The sequence below is a fragment of the Microbacterium sp. genome, assembly GCF_036823965.1.
Taxonomy (GTDB): domain Bacteria; phylum Actinomycetota; class Actinomycetes; order Actinomycetales; family Microbacteriaceae; genus Microbacterium.
The window spans coordinates 75,779-96,138 of the sequence record NZ_DAITBE010000006.1 but is presented as its reverse complement, the minus strand read 5'-3'; the positions used below and the strand labels follow the sequence as shown (position 1 = coordinate 96,138).

Genomic DNA, 20,360 nt, shown 5'->3' with positions numbered 1-20,360 from the left:
GGACCGCGCTCAGTTCACCGACACGTCGACCCGGTGCCAGCCCTGCGCGCCGTCGGGCGCCGGTGCCGCCGGCTGGTCGGTCTGGGTGTCGCCGTCGACGCTGAGCGCCCTGCATTCGATCGTGTGGGAACCGGTCTCGGCCGCCCAGGGGATGCTCCACTGCACCCACGTGTCCGCGGAGATGGCGTCGGCCAGCTCGGCCCTGCGCCACGGCCCGCCGTCGACCCGTACCTCGACACCGGCGATGCCCACCTGCTGCTGCCACGCCATGCCGGCGATCAGCGCGTCGCCGGCATCGACGGCCCGACCACCGCGGGGGACGTCGATCCGCGACTGCAGCTTGATCGGGCCGTGATCCGACCACCCGCGCGGGGTCCAGTACCCCATCGCCTCGTCGAACCGCGTGACCTCGAGCTCGGTGACCCACTTCGTCGCAGACACGTACCCGTACAGGCCCGGCACGACCATCCGCACCGGGAAGCCGTGCTCGATCGGCAGCGGATCGCCGTTCATGCCGATCGCCAGCAGCGCGTCGCGATCGTCGGTGAGCGCCTCGAGCGGACTCGATGCGGTGAACCCGTCAGCCGAGGTCGAGAGCACCATGTCGGCGTCGGACTGCACGCCGGCGCGGGCGAGCAGTTCGCGGATGGGATACCCCAGCCAGCGGGCGTTGCCGATCAGCGAGCCGCCCACCTCGTTCGAGACGCAGGCGAGCGTCACGTAGGACTCGGTCATGGGCAGCGCCAGCAGCTCGTCCCAGGTGATCACCACCTCACGGACCACCATGCCGTGGATGCGGAGCGACCAGTCGGCGGGGTCGACGCGCGGCAGGACGAGCGCGGTGTCGATCCGGTAGAACTCCGCGGTCGGGGTGACGACGGGAGCGAGGCCAGGGATGTCCAGCTCGGCGGCCGCGGGAACGGCAGCTGCGGGAGCGGTCGCCTTGGGCAGCCGAAGCGCCGCGCGGACCGCCTCGATCGAGCGGGACGCGCCGCTCGCGATGTTCCCGACCGCGAGGGCGATCAGACCGGCAGCCGCGGTACCGGCCGTCCAGACGAGGAAGCGGCGACGGTCGTCGTGGTCGGGAGCGAAGCCGGCGATGGGACGGAGTCGACGCGTCAGCATCCGCACGAAGATCAGGGAGAGCCCGCCCGCGAGGATCCCGGGCGCCCAGGCGTACGGCCCCGCGTTCGCACGGGTCAGCGCCGTGACCACGGCGACGGCGCCGAGGATCCCGAAGATCGCTGCGCCGACGCCCGGTCGGCGCAGCTCGAGGATGCCGGCGAGTGCCGCGACCGCCGCGAGCGCCACGCCGATGCCGACGAGCAGTGCAGCCTTGTCCCCCGTGCCGAAGAGGGCGATCGCCGTGTCCTTCGCCCAGCTCGGCGCGAGGTCGATCAGCCCGCCGCCGATCACCGCGAACGGACTCGAACTCGGATCGATGAGTGCCGCGGCCAGTTCGCCGAGGCCGACGCCGAGCGTCGCCGCGGCCAGGCCGGAGAGCGCGGCCATGGCCAGGTCACGCCGCGAGGTCGGCGTCTTGCTCTGCACCTGCGTCATCACATGAGCGTACGCCGCTGACGGAGCCCCCGGCTCGGGACGGCTCCGTCAGCGGATCTCACACCATGGGGTTCAGAGCCCGTTGCGCTTGGCGACCTCGCCCAGCCAGGCGAGCGAGGGCTTCGGGGAGCGCTCGAACGTCTGGTGGTCGAAGCCGATCAGACCGAACGTGGGTGCGAAGCCGCTCGCCCACTCGTAGTTGTCGAGCGCGCTCCAGTGCTGGTACGCCCGCACCTCGATGCCGTCGGAGATCGCACGGTGCAGTCCCTCGAGGGCGCCCTGCGTGTAGGCGATGCGACGCGTGTCGTCAGCCGTCGCGATGCCGTTCTCGGTGACGAGCACCGGCACGCCGCCGCTGCGCTCCCACGCACTGCGCACGCCCATCTCGAGCGCCTCGGGGAAGAACTCCCAGCCGGTCAGCGTGGTCTCCACATCGTCCGCGACCGGACGAGGGCCCTCGGGCCCGATGAACGTGCGGGTGTACGCCTGGACCCCGACGAAGTCGTCGCCGGCGGACTGCTCCAGATACCAGTGGTCGCGCGGGTCGCCGTACTCCGCGACCATCTCATCCGCGCCTGGTTCGCCCGTGGAGTGGAACGCCTGCGTCGCGATGGTCCAGCCGGCCTGCGCGCCGGAGACCGAGTGCACGATCTCGGATGCCCGGTGGTGGGCCTCGAGCAGCGTGTCGGCGACCGCGAGGTCCGGGTTCGGGAGGCCGTACGCCACGAGGTTCGCAGCATCCTCGCCCCCGGCGAGCATCGCAGCGATGTTCGGCTCGTTGATGGTGCAGACGTACTTCACGCCGTCGAGGATCGGCAGCACCGTCTCGACGTAGCGGGAGAACAGGTCGACCGCGTCATCCGCACGCCAGAAGCCGTCCTTCTGGAACCACTGCGGCACCGTGAAGTGCATCAGCGTCACCGTCGGGTCGAGCCCGTTCTCGCGCGCAGTGTCGATCATGCGGCGGTAGTGGTCGAGCATCGCCCGCGACACGAAGCCGCGCTCCGGCTCGATGCGCGCCCACTCCACCGAGAAGCGGTACGAGTTCAGGCCGGCCTCTGCGAGCAGCCGCATGTCCTCCGGGTACCGGTGGAAGTGGTCTGCGGCATCACCCGAGGGCTCCACCATCGACGAACCGGGAGCGTGCTCCATGGTCCACCAGTTGCTGGTCGTGTTGTTCCCCTCCACCTGATGGGCCGCGGTCGCGGCGCCCCAGAGAAAGCCGTCAGGGAATGTGAGCACGAGTGCTCCCTTCTGTTTCTTGCGGATCTGTTCTTGCGAGTTCGTGGGCTAGGAGCGGATGCGCGATGGGTTCGGCACGGCATCCAGCAGCTGGACCGTGTACGGGTCCTCCGGATGCTGCAGCACCTCGGACGTCAGTCCGCGCTCCACGACCCGGCCGCTGTTGAGCACCAGGATGTTCTCGGTGACGAGGCGCGCGCTCAGCAGATCGTGCGTGATGTAGAGCATGCTGATGCCCCACCGTTCGCGCAGATCCTCGAGCAGCGCCAGCACGCCGGCGCGCAGTGAGACATCGAGCATCGACACCGGCTCGTCGGCGATCAGCACCTGCGGATCGCTCGCCAGCGCGCGAGCGATGACCACGCGCTGACGCTGCCCGCCCGAGAGCTGGTGCGGCAGCTTCGCCGCGAACTGCTCGACCGGGGTCAGACCGACGGTCTCGAGGAGCTCGAGCACGCGGGCCCTCGCCTCCTGGCCGCGCAGCTTCGTGTAGTTGCGCACCGGACGGCTGAGCGCATACTCGACCGTGTGCAGCGGGTTCAGGGCCGCATAGGGATCCTGGAACACCATCTGCACGTCCTTGCGCAGGTCGCGGAGACCCGTCCGGCCCAGGGTCGCGACGTCGACGTCGCCGAAGTGCACGGAGCCCTCCGTCGGCTTCTCGACGCCGGTGATGAGCTTCGCGATGGTCGACTTGCCCGAGCCGGATGCTCCGACCAGCGCGAGCGCCTCACCGGGCTCCAGACGGAACGACACGTCGTCGACCGCTGTCACCGGCTGCTCGCCCCGACGCGGTGCCGGGTAGCGCTTGGACACGCCCTCGACCACGATCGCGGCATCCGCCCTGCGGGTGTCGCGCTGCGACACGGTCGGCATGGTCTCGGTGACGTCGGTGCGCGACCGGCCATCGCGGCGACGCGTGCCGAGGTCGACGAATCCGGGGATCGAGATCGACTCGGCGCGCGGATCGGCGTAGTGGCTCAGCAGCATCCGCGTGTACTCGTCCTGCGGCCGCTCCAGGATGTCGATGCTCTTGGCGTCCTCGACGATGCGTCCCTCGTGCATCACCATCACGCGATCCGTGGCCTCGAGCACGATGCCGAGATCGTGGCTGATGAGGATCGCGGTGAAGTGCTCGGCGCGCTGCAGGTCCTTGATCGTGTCCATCACGGCGTGCTGCACGAGCACGTCGAGCGCCGTGGTCGGCTCGTCGAACACCATCAGCTGCGGTTCGAGCGACAGCGCCAGCGCGATCGAGGCTCGCTGACGCATGCCGCCGGAGAGCTCACCCGGATAGCGCGACAGCACGGCGGCGTCGAGGCCGACCTTGCCGACCAGCTCGCGGGCTCTGGCGTCGCGGGCGTCCTTGGGCACGTGTCCGTGCGCCGCGAAGATGTCGCGGAAATGGTTGCCGACCGTGCGAACCGGGTTGAGCGCGTTCATGCCGGACTGCAGCACCATCGCGAAGCCGCCCTGCCGCTGACGGCGGAGCTCCTCCGCGTCGAGCTCGCGGATGTCGCGGCCGCCGAACAGGATGCGTCCGCCGCTGATGCGTGCCGGCGGCTTCTGCAGCCTGGTGAGGGCGAAGCCGAGCGTCGACTTGCCGGAGCCGGACTCGCCGACCAGGCCGATGAACTCGCCGCGGCGGAGCGTGAAGGACACGTTCTCGACGGCGGTCACCGGGGTGGCACCGGGCGAGGCGTACTCCACCGACAGGGAGTCGACCTGCAGGAGCACGTCGTCCTCGAGGGCGACATCGTTCGCGTTCATGGCGTTCATCGGCCCTTCCCTTCACGGAGGCGCGGATTGGAGATGCCGTCCACGCCGAAGTTGATCAGTGTCAGGCTCAGCGCCAGCAGCGCGATGCAGAGACCGGGGGCGAACAGCAGCAGCCACTGTCCGGTGAGCAGCGAGTTGGAGTTCTGCGCCCAGTAGAGCATCGTGCCCCAGCTGACGATGCTGGAGTCGCCGAGGCCGAGGAACTCGAGTCCGGCTTCCGCCAGGATCGCCGCGGTCGCCGCACCGAAGAGCGTGCCGGCGATGATCGAGGTCATGTTCGGCAGGATCTCGCGGAAGACGATCCGTGCCCTGCTGTCGCCGGAGAACTGCGCGGAGGTGACGAAGTCGTTCCCGCGCAGCGACTGCGTCTGGCTGCGCAGCACGCGAGCGCCCCACGCCCAGCCGGTCACCACGATGACCGCGATGATCATCAGGATGCCGCCGTTCTGCAGGTAGGCCGCGATCACGATCATGAGCGGGAGGCCGGGGATCACCAGGAAGAGGTTGACGATGAAGCCGACCACCTCGCCGGCGAAGCCGCGCATGTATCCCCAGCTGAGGCCGATCAGGACCGCGACGATCGTCGACAGGAGCCCGGCTGCCATGCCGACCAGCAGGCTGATCTGCGCACCGTAGATGAGCTGACTGAGCACGTCCTCGCCGGCTGCGGTGGTGCCGAGCCAGTGCGCCCACGACGCGTCGGCGTTGCGCTCGAAGCCGTTGTCCTTCGCGCCGTAGGGCGCGATCAGCGGCGCGAACACCGCGACGAGCACGAACAGGCCGAGGATGCAGAGCCCGAGTCGGGCCTTGCCGTTGGACCACAGCGTGCCGACCATGCGGCCGAACGACCGCCACGGGCTGGGAGCCGCGATCCGCTCTGCGGGGATCTTGACGTTCATGGTGGAGGTCATCAGCGACTCCTTGGATCGAGAACGCGGGTCGGGTGGATGGCGGGAGCAGTCGTGGCGATCATCGGCGCGTCCTCGGATCCAGAACCCCGTAGATGATGTCGACGAGGAAGTTGGCGATGAGCACGCTCACGGTGATCATCAGGAAGAGCGCCTGCATGAGCGGATAGTCCTGACCGATCACTGCGTTGAACAGCAGGTACCCGATGCCCGGGTAGCCGAACACCTGCTCGACGAGGATCGATCCGCCGACCACGCCGCCGAGCGTGAGTCCGAAGCCGGTGAGGTTCGGCAGGATCGCGTTGCGCGCCGCGTACCGCAGGGCGATCGTGCGACCGTGCAGACCGTTCGCCTCGGCGAAGGTCACGTAGTCCTCGCCGAGCGTGTTGATCATGGCGTTCCGCATGCCGATGATCCACCCGCCGAGCGAGGTCAGCAGGATCGTGAGCGCCGGGAGCACGGCATGCTGCGCGAGGTCGCCGATGAACTCCCAGGTGAAGCCGGGGGTCGTCGTCGCGGCGTAGGCGCCGGTCGTGGGGAACCAGTGGAGCACGTAGCCGAAGAAGAACAGCAGCAGCAGCGCTGTCCAGAAGTACGGGAACGTGCTGAGGAACGACCCCGTCAGCGTCGGCAGCGAGTCGAGCCAGGTGCCGCGGCGCCAGGCGGCTGCGACACCGATCAGGGTGCCGATCACGAACGCGAGGATCGTGACGATGCCGACGAGGCCGATCGTGTACGGCAGCGCGGTCGAGACCATGCTCGACACGCTCTGCGGATAGAAGGTGTACGAGACGCCGAAGTCGAGTCTGGCGACCTGACCGAGGTAGGTCACGTACTGCTCCCAGATCGAACCGGTCGGCACGCCGAGCTGCGCCTCGATCGCCGCACGCGTCGCGTCGGAGACCGGACCGTTCTGCGACAGCTTCGCGATGGCGGCGTCCGCGGGCGAGCCAGGCATCAGCCGAGGGAGGAAGAAGTTCAGCGTGATCGCGGCCCACAGCGTGAGCACGAACAGGCCGAGTTTCTGGAGGAGGTACTTCACTTGTCCTCTCCCTTCACTCGCTCGAGCCGCGTGAAGATCATCAGCGGAGCCGAGTCGTAGTTCTGCGGGATCATGTAGGGGTCTTCCTCACTCGGCCATCCGGTGAACTTGGCGTCGCTGAACAGGCCCCAGATCCCGCCGTAGTAGAGCCCGATGACCGGGAGATCGTCGTAGACGATGCCCTGCAGCTCCTTCACGATCTCCATCTGACGGGCGGTGTCGACGGTCTCGCGGTACTCCGCGAGCAGCGCGTCGACCTCGTCCGACCTGTACCGCTCGAAGTTGTTCGCGGTCGCCTCTCCCGAAGGCACGTAGAACTCGCTCGAGAGCAGGTTGTTGTAGGCCTGGTAGACGTCACCGTTGCCCATGCCGCCGATCGCCATCTCGAAGTCGCCGTTGCTGATCGCGCTCTGGTAGCCGGCGGGCTGCGGGAGCTTGAGCGTGACCTTCACGCCGACGGCGGCGAGCTGGCTCTGCACGGTCTGCGCCGCGCGCGTCCAGTCGGTGAAGCCGTTGGCTGTGGTCAGCGCGAACTCGAGCTGCTTGCCGTCGGCGCCCACGAGCTGGTCGCCCTGCAGGGTGTATCCCGCTTCTCCGAACGCTGCGAGCGCGGCATCCGTGTCCTGCGTGATCATGCCCTGGTCGGGGATGCTCGGGTCGAGGTACTCCTCCTGGTTGGGGAGGATGAGACCGGTCTGACCCGCGGGCTTCATGTAGCCCTCGGAGGCGGTCTCGGCGATCTCCTCGCGGTCGAGGGAGAGCGCGATGCCGCGACGCACGTTCACGTCGTCGAACGGCGCGACCTCGAGGTTCGGCATCAGCGCGATCACGCCACCCGGCGGGAACCACCAGGCGTTGTGGTCGCTCGCCGCGCCCCAGGTGCCCTCGACATCGGAGATGAAGGAGTACGCCCAGTCGTAGCCGCGGCTCACGGTGTCCAGCTGCGAGTTCGTCGAGGGCAGGATGATGTGCTCGACCTGGATCTTGTCGGCCTGCCAGTAGTCGGGGTTCTTGTCCATCGAGTACTGCTGGTCGTTGTAGTTGCCGAGCACGAAGGGGCCGGTGCCCACTGGCTGCTCGTTGCGGAACGTGCCTGGATCCTTGACGTCTTCCCAGGTGTGCTCGGCGACGATCATCGTCTGACCGAGGATCGACAGCGAAGGCGCGTCGTCGGTCTGCAGGTGCAGGATGACGTCGCTGCCGTCGGTCTCGACGCTCTCGAGGTGCTGCCAGGCGCCCTTGATGTCGAGCGAGGGGTTGTCCTTGAGGAGCTGGAACGTGAACGCCACGTCATCAGCGGTCATGTCCTCGCCGTCGCTCCACTGCACGCCGTCGCGGATCGTCATGATGATCGTGCGGGCATCGGGCTGCGACCATTCGGAGGCCAGCCATGGGTTGAGCGTGCCGTCGAGCGGATTGACCAGGATCAGCGGCTCGTAGATCCACCGCGACGCAGTCCGCGTGTTCGTGAGATACGGGTTGAAGTTCCGCGTGAAGAACGGATTGCCCTTATCCGCGTTGATCAGCATCGTGTCTGCGCCGATCGATGGATCGGGCTGCGATGTGATCTGGATGCTGCATCCGCTGAGCACGACGGCCGCGGCCGCCAACCCCACGATCGCGGCTCTCCGCCAGCGTCGGAGCATGTGCGTCTTCGACACTCTGCCACCTCATGTCGTCTGTGTCATGAAGGGCGCTACGCGATCGGAACGCCCTGCGGCACGTGCCGCATGAGCGAGTGTAAGCGCATACATTTCTGCTCTGCAACCCCTTGACAACGCCCCACACGGCGCGTCGCCTGTCAGCGACTGGTGTGGGACCGGTGCCAAAGTCGTGCTCAGCCGGGTCGCTGCGAGCTCTCCCTGAGCAGGATCTGGAGCGGCAGCCGCACGGTCGCCGGCTCCGCATCCGGTCGTTCGAGACGACGGCCGAGCAGCTGCACCGCCGCACGGCCGAGGTCGATCATCGGCTGCCGCACCGTGGTCAGCGGCGGAGTCGACAGCGCTGCGGCCTCGAGACCGTCGAAGCCGGTGATCAGCACGTCCTCCGGCACCCGCAGCCCCGCCGAGCGGAAGGCATCGAGCGCGCCGAGCGCCATCTGGTCGTTCGCGGCGACGAGCGCGGATGGCGGCCCGGCCGCGATCAGCGACTCCGCAGCCTCGCGGCCTGACGCTCGGGTGAAGTCCCCGCGGAGCACGGTCACATCATCGAGCGCGATGCCGGCATCGCCCACCGCTGTCGCGAATCCGTCCCAGCGCTGCGCGCCGTCCGGGGAATCGGCGGGTCCGGCGAGGAATGCGATGCGAGTGTGATCGGCCTGTGCCAGCACGAGGCGGGTGAGCTCCGCCATGGCCTCGGTGTTGCTGACGGTCACATGGTCGTAGTCGTCTCCGCGCGACGGTCCTGACAGCACGACGACCGGGATGCGCTGCGCGAGCCGCGCCAGCACGTCGTCAGGCACGCTCTGCGCGAGAACGATCAGTCCGTCGACGCGACCGGCCATGTCGCGCACCGTCGAACGCGAGGGATCATCGCGTCCGACGCCGATCATGAGCACGAAGCCCTGCTTCCAGGCCTCCAGCTCGGCGCCGCGCAGCACCTCGTCGAGGAACAGCAGCGTCGGATGCGCCTCCGGGTCGGCGGCGTCCCGCGCCATGGTGAACGGCGGCATCGAGGCGTGCTCCTCAGCCAGCACATCGAGCAGCGGAGCGTCTTCCGAGGCATCGAATCCGGGGAAGTACAGCCCCAGCACGCCGGTGCGCCGCTCAGCGAGTCCACGCGCGCTCCCGCTGGGCACGTAGCCCAGCTCGGACACGGCATCCATCACCCGTTCCCGGGTGGCGGGGCGCACGGCGTCCGGCGATCGCAGCACCCGTGACACCGTCGCGATCGAGACGGCAGCGCGGTCCGCGACGTCATAGACGGTCGCTCTCTTGGTCACGCTCGATCTCCCTCCGGTGTGTGCACCAGGGTACCTGCGCGATCGGACGCGGGTGGGATCGGGCGGGATGGGCGCGCGGATGCCCGTCAGCGGCGGCGGGCGATCAGGTGACCGTGAGCGCGTCGGCTGATCTCGTCGGGAGTGCGTTCGCGGTGCTCGTGCGACACGACCTCGAAGCCGGCCGCGTCGAGCAGCGAGGTGAGCGCGTCGGCCGACCAGAAGAAGGCCGGTGCGACGGCGTGGGCGAACTCCTCGCGCGCCTCGCCGTCGAAGAATCCGATCAGGATGCTGCCGCTCGGTGCGATGACGCGGGCGAACTCCACGAGGACACCCGGGATGTCTGCGGGCGGTGTGTGGATGAGCGAGTACCAGGCGAGGATGCCGCCGACCGCGCCGTCCTCGAGCGGCACGGCGCGGAACGATGCCCGCTCGAACGACACCTGCGGGAACCGGCTTCGCGCCGAGGCGAGCAGCGCCTGCGACAGGTCGAGGCCCGACACGGTGCGATGCCCATCGTGCAGGAACGCCGTCCAGTGACCAGGGCCGCAGCCGGCATCGAGCAGCGCGCCGGACGTCGCGTCCCGCCAGCGCGCGATGACCGTCCGGTCCCGCTCGTCCATCTGCTCGAGCGTGCCGGCCGCGCCGAGGTACTCCGCTGCGCGACCGTCGTAGGCGTGCGCGATGGCGGCATCGGCTGCGCCGTGCCCTGGCGTCATCACCGCGTGCGGGCCGCCAGCGCAGCCTGGTACAGGTCGCGGGACGAGAGTCCGGTGGCTGCGCCGACCTCGGCGCACGCGTCCTTGAGGCGGATGCCGTCGGCGACGAGCGTCTGCACCTGCGACAGCGCATCCTCGGGCGACGACTCCCGATGCGGGGCGCCCTCCACCACGACGACGATCTCGCCCTTCACGCCGTCCTTCGCCCAGGACACGAGCTCGGATGCCGTACCTCGGCGCACTTCCTCGTAGAACTTCGTGAGCTCGCGGCAGACCGCGATCCGCCGCTCGTCGCCGAAGGCGGTGCCCATGTCGGCCAGCGCAGCGGCGAGGCGGGCGGGCGACTCGAAGAAGACCATGGTGCGCGGCTCGGCGGCGAGCGCGCGCAGCGTCGTGCGGCGCTCCCCCGGCTTGCGCGGCAGGAAGCCCTCGAACGTGAAGCGGTCGGTCGGGAGCCCGGAGATCGCTAGCGCCATGAGCACCGCGCTCGGCCCGGGGATCGCGGTCACCGTGACCCCCTGGGCGACGGCCTCCGCCACGAGTCCGTAGCCGGGGTCGCTGACGGTCGGCATGCCGGCGTCGCTCATCACGATCACGTCGTTCTCTGCGGCGAGCGCTGCGAGCTCGGCCGCCTTCTGCTTCTCGTTGTGGTCGTGCAGTGCGATCAGGCGCGGCCGATTCGAGATCTGCAGCGCCTGCAGGAGCTTCTGCGTGGTTCGGGTGTCCTCTGCGACGACGATCTCGGCATTCTCGAGGACCTCGATCAGGCGGCGGGATGCGTCGCCGAGATTGCCGATCGGTGTCGCTGCGAGGATGATCACCCGCTCAGCTTATGCGGGCCTGCTCGGCGGGTTGTCTAGGCTGGACCGGTGACCGCGCCCGCACCCCTGCTGCCCCCGCCCGAGTCGCGGCTGACGCGCTACGGGCAGCTGCGCGATCGGATGCTGCTGCACCCGCGGTCGAACCGTGTGGTCAGCTGGCTCGCTCCCCTGCTGGTCACCGTGCTCGCGGGCGTGCTGCGCCTGGTGAACGTCGGGCATCCGCACCAGCTCGCCTTCGACGAGACCTACTACGTCAAGGACGCCTGGTCGCTGTGGACACTCGGTTACGAGGGCACCTGGGGAGAGGGCGCGAACGAGGCGTTCATCGCACTGCGCGACCTGCCCCTGTCCCACGAGGGGTCGTTCATCGTGCACCCGCCGCTCGGCAAGTGGCTGATCGCACTCGGCATGGCCATCGGAGGCCCGGACGACAGCGTGGGCTGGCGGCTGGCGACTGCGCTCCTCGGCACCGCCTCGGTGCTGCTCGTGTTCCTGATCGCTCGGCTGCTGACCGGCTCACTGCCCCTCGCGACCGTGGCCGGCACGCTCCTCGCCGTCGACGGCCTGAGCATCGTGATGAGCAGGATCGCCCTGCTCGACGGCATCCTCACCTTCTTCGTGCTGCTGGGCGTGGTCTTCATCCTGCTCGACCGCAGACGCACCATCCCGATCCTCGAGCGACGTGATCCCGACGCCCCAGACGCCTACTGGGGCCCGTTGCTCTGGCGCCGACCGTGGCTGATCGCCGCCGGTGTCGCCCTCGGCGCCGCCTGCGCCGTGAAGTGGTCTGGCCTGTACGTCCTCGCGGCCTTCGGCCTGTATGTCGTGGTGACCGATGCGCTCGCCCGGCGTCGACGCGGCGTCATCCTCTGGCCATCCGACGCCGCCTTCCGGCAGGGGCCGGTCTCATTCCTGCTCCTGGTCTTCCCCGCGCTCGCGACGTATCTGATCAGCTGGACCGGCTGGTTCGTCACCGCGGGCGGCTACGACCGCGACAGTGACGCGAACCCGCTGGTCGCGCTCTGGAAATACCACCAGTCGATGCTCGGGTTCCACGTCGGATTGAACCGCGGCCACCCGTACGCGAGCCCAGCGTGGGAATGGCCGTTCCTGCTGCGTCCGACCGCCGTCTGGGTGGGCACCGACCCGAAGGGATGCGGAGTCGACCACTGCATGGCCGTGATCTCAGCGGTGCCCAACCCGCTCATCTGGTACGGCGGCGTCGCTGCCTCCGTGTTCCTGGTGGTGCTGCTGGTGCGCGGCTGGGTGCAGCGCGTCCCGGTCGGCCCGGCGGTGAGCGTGCCCCTGGTGGGTCTCGCCGCCACCTACCTGCCGTGGCTGATGTTCCCCGAGCGCACGATCTTCCAGTTCTACACGGTCGCGATGGTGCCGTTCCTGGTGCTCGCGCTCGCGGTCGCGCTGCGCACGATCGCCGGGCGGCGGGACGATCCGCTGCACCGGCGACAGGCCGGCGAGCGCACGGTGCTGATCATCCTCGGGTTCGTGCTGCTGGTCTCGGCGTTCTTCTACCCGCTGTGGACCGGCATGAGCGTGCCCTATGAGTTCTGGCGACTGCACAACTGGCTGCCCGGCTGGATCTGAGCGGCTACTCCGAGACGTCTCCCGCGACGTGCTCGACCAGTGGCAGCACCCGCCCGGACAGGTGCGTGCGCATCGCGATCGACGAGGCCGTGCGAGCGACACCCGGCACGATCGCCACGCGGTCGAGCACCTCCTGCAGCTGCGTGGCGTCGCGCGCGACCAGACGCAGCTGCATGTCGCTCGCACCGGTGACGGTGTGCATGTCGACGATCTCCGGCACGGCGTCCGCGAGCGCTGTGGCCACCTCGTCGTGACCGACCTTCTGGTCGATCTCGACGAGGCAGAACGCCACGACGCCGTAGCCGAAGCCGCTCGGATCGATACGCGGAACGATCGCCTCGATCACGCCGCCCTCATGGAGCCGCGCGAGCCTGCTGGTCGCGGTGCCGCGGGCGATGCCGAGCCGCCGCGCGCACTCCAGGATCGGCAGCTGCGGCGACTCCGTCAGCAGGCGGATGAGCTGCGCGTCGAGGCGATCGATGTGCATGCGCCGGCTACTCCCTGACCACGCCGGGCTGCGCGATCCCCCGCGTCGCCCTCGCCACGAGCAGCAGCACCGCGGTGAGCCCGAGGGTCAGCAGCAGCTGGATGCGTGCGGCGGGATCGATCATCGCGAGCGCGATGACGCCGGCGAGCAGTACCAGGCACAGCCACGACAGCCACGGGAAGCCCCACATGCGCATCGGCATGTCCGTCCCGTCGCGATCGGCTCGGCGACGCAGGATGATCTGCGCGAGCGCGGTCGCCGTCCAGATGACCAGCAGCGTGGAGCCGACCACGTTCAGCAGCGCGGGGAGCACGACATCGGGGAACGCCCAGTTCAACCCGACCGTCACGAATCCGAACGACACCGAGGCGAGCACGGCGACAGACGGCACGCCCTTCAGACTCGTCCGCGTGATGCCCTGCGGGGCGAGGCCGCGCTCCCCGAGCGAGAACACCATCCGCGAAGCGCCGTAGATGTTCGCGTTCATCGCCGACAGCAGCGCGATCACGACGATCAGCGACATCACCAGATCGACGCCTGGCACCCGGATCGTGGCGAGCACCGCGGAGAACGGGCCGTCGAGCACGGCGGGATCGTTCCACGGCAGCACCGCCACGATCACGAAGATCGAGCCGATGTAGAAGACCAGGATGCGCACGAGCACCTCGCGCACGATGCGACGGATGTTGCGGGCCGGGTCGTCGGACTCGGCGGCAGCGATCGCGACGACCTCTGTGCCGCCGAATGCGAACACCACGATGAGCAGCGCCGCGGCGATACCCGTCATGCCGTTCGGGGCGAAGCCGCCGTTGTCGACGAGGTTGCCGATGCCGCTGGCCGGCACGCCGGGGATCAACCCGATGATCGCGCACATGCCGACCACCAGGAAGGCGATGATCGCTGCGACCTTGATGGCGGCGAACCAGAACTCGAAGCGCCCGTAGTTGCGCACGCCGAACAGGTTCACGGCCGTCAGCGCGACGACGAAGATCAGCACCCACGCCCAGGCGGGGATGCCGGGCACCCACCCGGCGATGATGCCGGCGGCGCCGGTCGCCTCGGCCGCGATCACGACGACGAGCTGGATCCAGTAGAGCCAGCCGACCGCGCTCCCGGCGCTGCGCCCCATCGCCTTCTGGGCGTACGAGCTGAACGCGCCGGAGCTCGGGCGAGCCGCGACCATCTCGGCGAGCATCGCCATCACCAGGATGACGATCGCGCCGGCCACGAGGTACGAGATCAGCACGGCAGGGCCCGCGAGGCCGATCGCCTGTCCTGAGCCGACGAACAGTCCGGCGCCGATCGCACCGCCGAGTCCCATCATCGAGATCTGGCGACGGGTCAGTCCCGGATGCAGCCCCTTGGTCGTCGTGGTCGTGGTGGGTACCTCGGTCATACGACCGCCTCCTCAGGCGCAGATGCGTGGAGTGTCAGAGCGGATGCCGCGAGTGCGGCCGCGACCCGGTCGACGTCTTCGGCGGAGCCGGACGAGATGCGCACGCCCTCGCCCGAGAACGCTCTCGTGATCACGCCGCCCTCGCGGAGCAGCGTCTCGAGTTCGTCCGTTCGCTCTCCGGCCGGCACCCAGACGAAGTTCGCCTGCGAGGCGACCGCCGGCCACCCGGCCGCGATGAGCAGGGCATGCAGTCGATCGCGCTGCTGCACGACCTCGTCGATGCGCACGGCGAGTTCGCGCTCGGAATCCAGCGACGCGAGTGCGGCGGTCTGCGCCAGGTCGGTGACGCCGAACGGCACGGCGACCTTGCGCTGGTTCTCGGCGACCTCGATCGGGGCGAGCGCGTACCCGATGCGCAGGCCGGCGAGGCCGTACGCCTTCGAGAACGTGTGGAGCACCGCGATGTGCGGATGCCGATGGAACAGCTCGATGCCGGCACCCTGGTGCTCGTCGCCCGAGTGGTCGGCGTCGCTGACGTACTCCGTGCGGTCGAAGTGCACGTAGGCCTCGTCGATCACGACGAGCACGTCGTGCGGCACTGCAGCCACGAATCGCTCGAGCTCAGCGGCGCCCACGACCGTGCCGGTCGGGTTGTTCGGGTTGCACACGAAGATCAACCGTGTGCGCGGGGTGATCGCCGCGAGCATCGCGTCGAGGTCGTGCGCGTGTGTCTCGGTCAGCGGCACCGCGATCGGCGTCGCGCCGGCGATCCGCACGAGCGAGGGGTAGGCCTCGAACGACCGCCACGCGAACATGACCTCGTCGTTCTCGCCGGCCACCGCGTGGATCAGCTGCGCGGCGAGCTCGACCGAGCCGGCGCCGACCGTCACCTGCGCCGGATCGACGCGGTACCGCTCGGCGAGCACATCGCGCAGCACGGTGGCGCTCATGTCGGGATAGCGGTGGATGGTGCCGAGCCGCTCCCCCACGGCCGCGATCACCGCGGGAAGCGGCGGATGCGGAGACTCGTTCGAGGAGAGCTTGGAGGCACCGGCCGGCGCTGAGCGCCCCTGCCGGTAGGTCGGAACGGCATCGAGGCCGGCGCGGGTGGGGAGGGGCATTTCGTCAGAGCATCCTTGCTGCGATCGGGCGGCGGCCCCGACGGGCCGCCTGCTGTCGCGTCACACTAGACCGGATGCCGCCGGGTGGGCAATCGGTGCACAGCAAACTGCGCATTGCGCGCAGAAGACCGATGACGTGTGCGCTTTCACTGTACAGATTGCGCAGCGCGGAAACCGGCTGACACTCGGACCCTCGGCCCCGGCACCACCGTCACCGTCACCGTCGGGCGACCACCGCAGCTGGATCACCCGTTGGCAGCCTGCACACGAAGGAGCGGCAGTCGAACGCGAGCTCAGCCGCATCGGACTTGCCCTCGAACAGCTCGAAGCCTGCATCTGCGAAGGCCTGAGCCTGCGCAGCGGTGACCACGGCGATCACATCCGCATCCGCCCGGCGAGCTGCGGTCGCGAGTGCACCGGACGGAGCATCCGTCACCACCACGATCTGACGGGGCGGATCGACGAGCCCTGCTGCCACGCGCAGCAGGCTGCCGTGGGCGAAGGGCTGCTCGAGCGCACGCGTCGCGAGCCTGCCGACGGTCTCCACCGCGGCCTCACGATAGCGCTCCCCTGCCCCGAGGCGCCAGGCTGCGAGCGCGGCGGCGGCCACCGCCGATGCCCCGGAGGGCAGGTCACCGTCGGTCTGGTCGGGCGAGGCGGCGATGCCGTGCTCGGTCAGCAGGGGATCGAGCCGGTCGCCATCGAGTGCCTGATCGAGGATCTGGAGCGCTGTCGTCGCCCACGCCGCGTCACCGGTGGCGACGGACAGTGTGAACAGTCCATCGGCCAGCAGTCCGAGGTCGGCGGGCGTCGCGATCGCCGTGGACGCGGTGCCGTCCAGCGAGGATCGGACGAGTGCGCCGGTGACATCGCGGTTGACGCGCAGCACGGTCTCGGCGGCGGACGCGGCCGCATCCACCCAGCTGGATTCCCCCAGGGCGGCTCCGGCCCGCGCCAGCGCACCGATCGCGAGCCCGTTCCACGCGGTGATGATCTTGCCGTCCACCGCTGGCGGTTCGAGCGCCGCGCGCTCGGTCGACGACAGGAGGTAGTACCCGCCCTCGCTCCGTGCCCCGTCGATCCAGGACTCCGAGTCCTGCGCCGCGCCGAAGCCGCCGCCGCCGCGCTGCAGCGCCTCCAGCAGGAAGCCAGCGATCCCTCGCGCCGTGTCGAGGTCGCGCTCGTCGACCGCGACCTCCAGCAGCTGCGCATTGTCGGTCAGCATCCGCTCGTAGTGCGGCACCGTCCAGTCGCGCTGCGTCGCGTAGCGGAAGAACCCGCCCTCGACGTCGTCGTACAGGCTCGAGCCCGCCATCGCGGCGAGTGCGCGGCGCGCCGACGCGGCGGCATCCGGCGCCTCACGCCGCACCAGCGAGCTCTGCAGGAACCGCAGCGTCGTCGCGACCGGGAACTTGGGCGCCCCGCCGTAGCCGCCGTACTGCGCGTCCTCGCGTGCCGCGATCGATCCGGCCGCGGCGGCGATGGCCGAGGGCGCAGGCAGCTCGCCCGGCGTCGACTCCGCCGCACGGGCGAGGGCGTCGGACACGGCATCCGCCGACTCCTCGGCCTGTTCGCGCCGCACCGTCCAGGCCTCGCCCACCGCGGCCAGCACCTCTCGGAACGACGGCAGCGGAGCGCGCGCCACCGGCGGCCAGTAGGTGCCTGCATAGAAGGTGCGACCACGCGGGGTCGCGAACACGGTCAGCGGCCAGCCCAGGTTCTGGGTGAACGCCGACGCTGCCGCCATGTACGCGCCGTCGACGTCGGGATGCTCCTCGCGATCCACCTTCACGGCCACGAACCCGGCGTTGATGATCGCTGCCGTCTCCGCGTCGGCGAACGACTCCCGAGCCATCACGTGGCACCAGTGGCACGTGGAGTAGCCGATCGAGATCAGCAGCGGCACATCGCGCCGGCGTGCCTCCTCGAAGGCCTCGGCGCCCCAGGGGTACCAGTCCACCGGGTTGTCGGCGTGCGCGCGAAGGTACGGGCTGAGCGTGTCGGCGAGCCGATTGGTCATGCCATCACGCTACGCCCGATCGAGGAACGCAGCGGCGGTGCTCGACCTCAGCCGACCAGCAGGTCGACCGGACGGGACGCCGCGTAGCCGACCAGCGGCAGGGCGCGCTCCGCAGCGAGCGCGATGCGCGCGTGCAGCACCTCGGACTCGATCACGTAGCCGTTGAAGTCGGTGTCGCTCGCGTAGACGCCGAGCGGCAGGGTCAACGCCTGGAAGAACGAGAACAGCGGACGCAGCTGGTGCTCGATGATGAGGGCGTGACGCTCGCCGCCACCGGTGGCGGCGAGCAGTACCGGCTTGCCGACGAGTTCGTACTGCCCGACGAAGTCGAACAGGTGCTTGAACAGGCCGGTGAACGAGGCGCGGTACACGGGGCTGCCGACGATCAGCAGGTCGGCGGTCTCGATGGCCCGCAACTTGTCCTCGATGGCGGCCGGCAGCTGGTCGCGGCGCAGCGCACCGGAGAGCTGGGGCCCGATGTCGGTGAGTTCGATGACCTCCACGTCGACCTCGGCGCGCTCGGACACGGCGGCCGCGATGGCACGGACGAGGGCGGTGGTCTTGCTCGGTTCATGCAGGGAACCGGACACGGCGACGACGCGGTAACGAGCTGTCATGCCTTGAACGTACTCACGACGACGCCCCGTGTCGCGGCGAGCGACACGGGGCGTCATGTGAGCGATGCGGCTCGGCGTCAGTTCACATCGTCGGGGTGCGAACCGACGCGGCCGGAGCCGTCGAGCGGGTCGAGGGCGTCGATCGCCGCGATCTCGGCATCCGTCAGCGTGAAGCCGAAGACGTCGAGGTTCTCGCGCAGACGCTCGGCGCGCACCGACTTCGGGAACACGATGATCCCCTTCTGCAGGTGCCAGCGCAGCACGGCCTGAGCCGGGGTGACGCCGTGCGCCGCAGCCGCCTCGGCGACCGCAGGCGTGCCGAAGAGGTCGTACTTGCCCTGACCGAGCGGACCCCAGGACTCGATGCGGACGCCATGCTCAGCGCCCCAGGCCACGACGTCGCGCTGCTGGTACGCCGGGTGGAGCTCGATCTGGTTGATCGCCGGGGTGACGCCGGTCTCGCTGACGACGCGCTCCAGGTGCGGCACCAGGAAGTTCGAGACGCCGATGCTGCGGGTCAGCCCGGCCTCGCGAAGCTCGATCAGCTTCGCGAAGGCGTGCACGTAGTCGTCCTTCGCCGGGGTCGGCCAATGCACGAGGTACAGGTCGACCCGGTCGAGACCGAGCTTCTCGAGGCTCTCGCCGATCGCGGCACGCGGCTCCTCGCCGTGGTGGCGATCGTTCCAGAGCTTGGTCGTGATGAACAGCTCGTCGCGCGGGATGCCGGACGACGCGATGGCCGCCCCGACGCCCTCCTCGTTGCCGTAGATCGCAGCGGTGTCGATGTGGCGGTAGCCGATCTCCAGCGCCTGGCTCACGGTGCGCTCGGTCTCGTCGGCAGGCACCTTGAAGACGCCGTAGCCCAGCTGGGGGATGGAGTTTCCGTCGTTGAGTTCGACTGCAGGAATGGTCATGGATCCAGCCTAGGACCGGTCGTGGACATCGGCTTCGGAACCGAGGCCATCGCCCTCGCGCCCGCACCGACGAGGCGTTCCAGCGGCCCCCGCCCCATGCACATCGACCAGAGCGTGGTCGCGAGGAGGAGTCCGAGGATCATGGCGCCCCAGAAGGCGTTGTCGGAGATGAAGGCTCCGGGGCCGGACACCAGCGCGATCACGATCACGTGCCCGGTGTATGCCGTGAGCGGCATGGAGCCGAGCGCTCCGAGCGGAAGGAGCGGCCAGCGAAGCGGACGGCTCAGCAACAGGCAGAGCGCGATGACGGCGAGCGCGAAGCCGCCGGAGCCGACGATCTCGGCGGTGCCTCCGCTGTGCGGCTCGACCGCGACGACGGCTCGGAGCGCCGAGCCCAGCGGATCGGTCGCGACGAGCGCCTGCGGATACGAGTCCCAGCCGCTGGACGACGCACCGGAGCCGGGATCGGGTGCGCCGCCGAGACCGGCCGCCTGCCCGAGCCCGCCGAGGCCGTAGCCGGACACCGCCAGCACGACACCGATCCCCAGCGCGACAGCCGCCGTGTGGATCCGCTCGACGTGCAGGCGTCCGAGCGCCATCCCGCCGAGCACGAACGCCATCCACGCCGTGATCGGGTAGCTGCCGTAGAGCACGAAGCTCACGCCGGCTCCGGAGGGATACAGGGTCAGTGCACCGAGCAGCGCGAGCAGCGCGGGGCCGACCAGCGCGAGCACCGCAGCGCCGACCAGCAGCTGCCAGGGTCGCCACCGGAGGAACGGGATGACGGCGACGTACAGCAGGCCGTAGAGCGTGAGGATGACGGCGATCGGGGTGTTCAGCATCTCGAGCCCCAGGCCGATCACGAAGATCACGGCGCCCCGGCCGATCAGCTGCAGTCGGATGCCGGGGAGGCGCTCGCGATCCGGAAGCGCGCTGCGTCCTGTCATGAGCGCGATCGAGACGCCGGCGAGCACCGCGAACAGGATCGACGAGCGCCCGTGCACGAGGTCGGTCCAGGTGGTGACGTCGGTCCAGTCGAAGGTCGGGGTGTCGCCGATGTGGGCGCCGGCCATGCCGAGGATCGCCAGTCCGCGGGCGATGTCGAGACCGAGGATGCGCGGCGGTCTGCCGAACTCATGGAACCAGCGCATCGGGCGCATCGGATCTTTCACGTGATGATCGTAGGGTGCGAAC

The 20,360-nt window shown here is 69.5% G+C and carries 17 protein-coding genes; 1 reads left to right on the top strand and 16 read right to left on the bottom strand.

Annotated features, from left to right (window positions below; genetic code table 11):
• Positions 1-9: 9 nt before the first annotated feature.
• The 9 genes from V7Z82_RS11685 to rsmI form a co-directional block, all read right to left on the bottom strand.
• Positions 10-1,560 (bottom strand): molybdopterin-dependent oxidoreductase, encoded by a 1,551-nt coding sequence (locus V7Z82_RS11685; RefSeq protein WP_334151725.1) that lies wholly within the window; start codon positions 1,558-1,560, stop codon positions 10-12.
• Between the two features lie 72 nt (positions 1,561-1,632).
• Positions 1,633-2,802, bottom strand: a complete 1,170-nt coding sequence (locus V7Z82_RS11680) for a glycoside hydrolase family 1 protein (RefSeq protein ID WP_334151724.1) — start codon at positions 2,800-2,802, stop codon at positions 1,633-1,635.
• A 48-nt stretch (positions 2,803-2,850) separates the two neighbouring features.
• A complete protein-coding gene (locus tag V7Z82_RS11675) occupies positions 2,851-4,581 on the bottom strand; it encodes an ABC transporter ATP-binding protein (protein ID WP_334151721.1) in 1,731 nt (576 codons plus the stop codon).
• Positions 4,578-5,492, bottom strand: coding sequence for an ABC transporter permease (locus tag V7Z82_RS11670; protein ID WP_334151718.1), 915 nt, complete (start codon positions 5,490-5,492; stop codon positions 4,578-4,580). Before V7Z82_RS11670 ends, V7Z82_RS11675 begins: the two co-directional genes overlap by 4 nt.
• A 58-nt stretch (positions 5,493-5,550) precedes the next feature.
• Complete coding sequence (locus V7Z82_RS11665; protein WP_334151715.1) at positions 5,551-6,531, bottom strand: ABC transporter permease; 981 nt, start codon at positions 6,529-6,531, stop codon at positions 5,551-5,553.
• Entirely contained in the window at positions 6,528-8,192 is a 1,665-nt protein-coding gene (locus V7Z82_RS11660; protein ID WP_334151713.1) for an ABC transporter substrate-binding protein, read from the bottom strand. Before V7Z82_RS11660 ends, V7Z82_RS11665 begins: the two co-directional genes overlap by 4 nt.
• A gap of 176 nt (positions 8,193-8,368) precedes the next feature.
• Positions 8,369-9,472, bottom strand: coding sequence for a LacI family DNA-binding transcriptional regulator (locus tag V7Z82_RS11655; RefSeq protein ID WP_334151710.1), 1,104 nt, complete (start codon positions 9,470-9,472; stop codon positions 8,369-8,371).
• Between the two features lie 86 nt (positions 9,473-9,558).
• On the bottom strand, positions 9,559-10,188 hold the full coding sequence (locus V7Z82_RS11650) for a class I SAM-dependent methyltransferase (RefSeq protein WP_334151707.1): 630 nt from the start codon (positions 10,186-10,188) through the stop codon (positions 9,559-9,561).
• Positions 10,188-11,009, bottom strand: coding sequence for a 16S rRNA (cytidine(1402)-2'-O)-methyltransferase (gene rsmI, locus V7Z82_RS11645; protein WP_334151705.1), 822 nt, complete (start codon positions 11,007-11,009; stop codon positions 10,188-10,190). Before rsmI ends, V7Z82_RS11650 begins: the two co-directional genes overlap by 1 nt.
• Before the next feature lie 48 nt (positions 11,010-11,057).
• Here rsmI and V7Z82_RS11640 point away from each other — a divergent pair, with 48 nt between their 5' ends.
• A complete protein-coding gene (locus V7Z82_RS11640) occupies positions 11,058-12,611 on the top strand; it encodes a dolichyl-phosphate-mannose--protein mannosyltransferase (RefSeq protein WP_334151701.1) in 1,554 nt (517 codons plus the stop codon).
• A gap of 4 nt (positions 12,612-12,615) precedes the next feature.
• Here the strand turns inward: V7Z82_RS11640 and V7Z82_RS11635 are convergent, their stop codons facing one another.
• The 7 genes from V7Z82_RS11635 to V7Z82_RS11605 all read right to left on the bottom strand — a co-directional run bounded on the left by V7Z82_RS11635 (position 12,616) and on the right by V7Z82_RS11605 (position 20,338).
• Positions 12,616-13,098 (bottom strand): Lrp/AsnC family transcriptional regulator, encoded by a 483-nt coding sequence (locus V7Z82_RS11635; protein WP_334151698.1) that lies wholly within the window; start codon positions 13,096-13,098, stop codon positions 12,616-12,618.
• A 7-nt stretch (positions 13,099-13,105) separates the two neighbouring features.
• The gene (locus V7Z82_RS11630; protein WP_334151695.1) at positions 13,106-14,494 is read right to left on the bottom strand and encodes an amino acid permease; all 1,389 of its coding nucleotides are present in this window, start codon (positions 14,492-14,494) and stop codon (positions 13,106-13,108) included.
• A complete protein-coding gene (locus V7Z82_RS11625; RefSeq protein WP_334151693.1) occupies positions 14,491-15,615 on the bottom strand; it encodes a histidinol-phosphate transaminase in 1,125 nt (374 codons plus the stop codon). Before V7Z82_RS11625 ends, V7Z82_RS11630 begins: the two co-directional genes overlap by 4 nt.
• Positions 15,616-15,832: 217 nt before the next feature.
• Positions 15,833-17,635 (bottom strand): thioredoxin domain-containing protein, encoded by a 1,803-nt coding sequence (locus V7Z82_RS11620; protein WP_334151690.1) that lies wholly within the window; start codon positions 17,633-17,635, stop codon positions 15,833-15,835.
• 47 nt (positions 17,636-17,682) lie between these two features.
• Positions 17,683-18,252 carry an FMN reductase gene (gene msuE / locus V7Z82_RS11615; protein ID WP_334151688.1) on the bottom strand — a complete coding sequence of 190 codons (570 nt, stop codon included), beginning with the start codon at positions 18,250-18,252 and terminating at the stop codon, positions 17,683-17,685.
• A gap of 77 nt (positions 18,253-18,329) precedes the next feature.
• Positions 18,330-19,166 carry an aldo/keto reductase gene (locus V7Z82_RS11610; RefSeq protein WP_334151687.1) on the bottom strand — a complete coding sequence of 279 codons (837 nt, stop codon included), beginning with the start codon at positions 19,164-19,166 and terminating at the stop codon, positions 18,330-18,332.
• A complete protein-coding gene (locus V7Z82_RS11605) occupies positions 19,163-20,338 on the bottom strand; it encodes a heparan-alpha-glucosaminide N-acetyltransferase domain-containing protein (RefSeq protein WP_334151686.1) in 1,176 nt (391 codons plus the stop codon). The genes V7Z82_RS11610 and V7Z82_RS11605 overlap by 4 nt, the downstream gene beginning before the upstream one ends.
• Between the last annotated feature and the right edge of the window lie 22 nt (positions 20,339-20,360).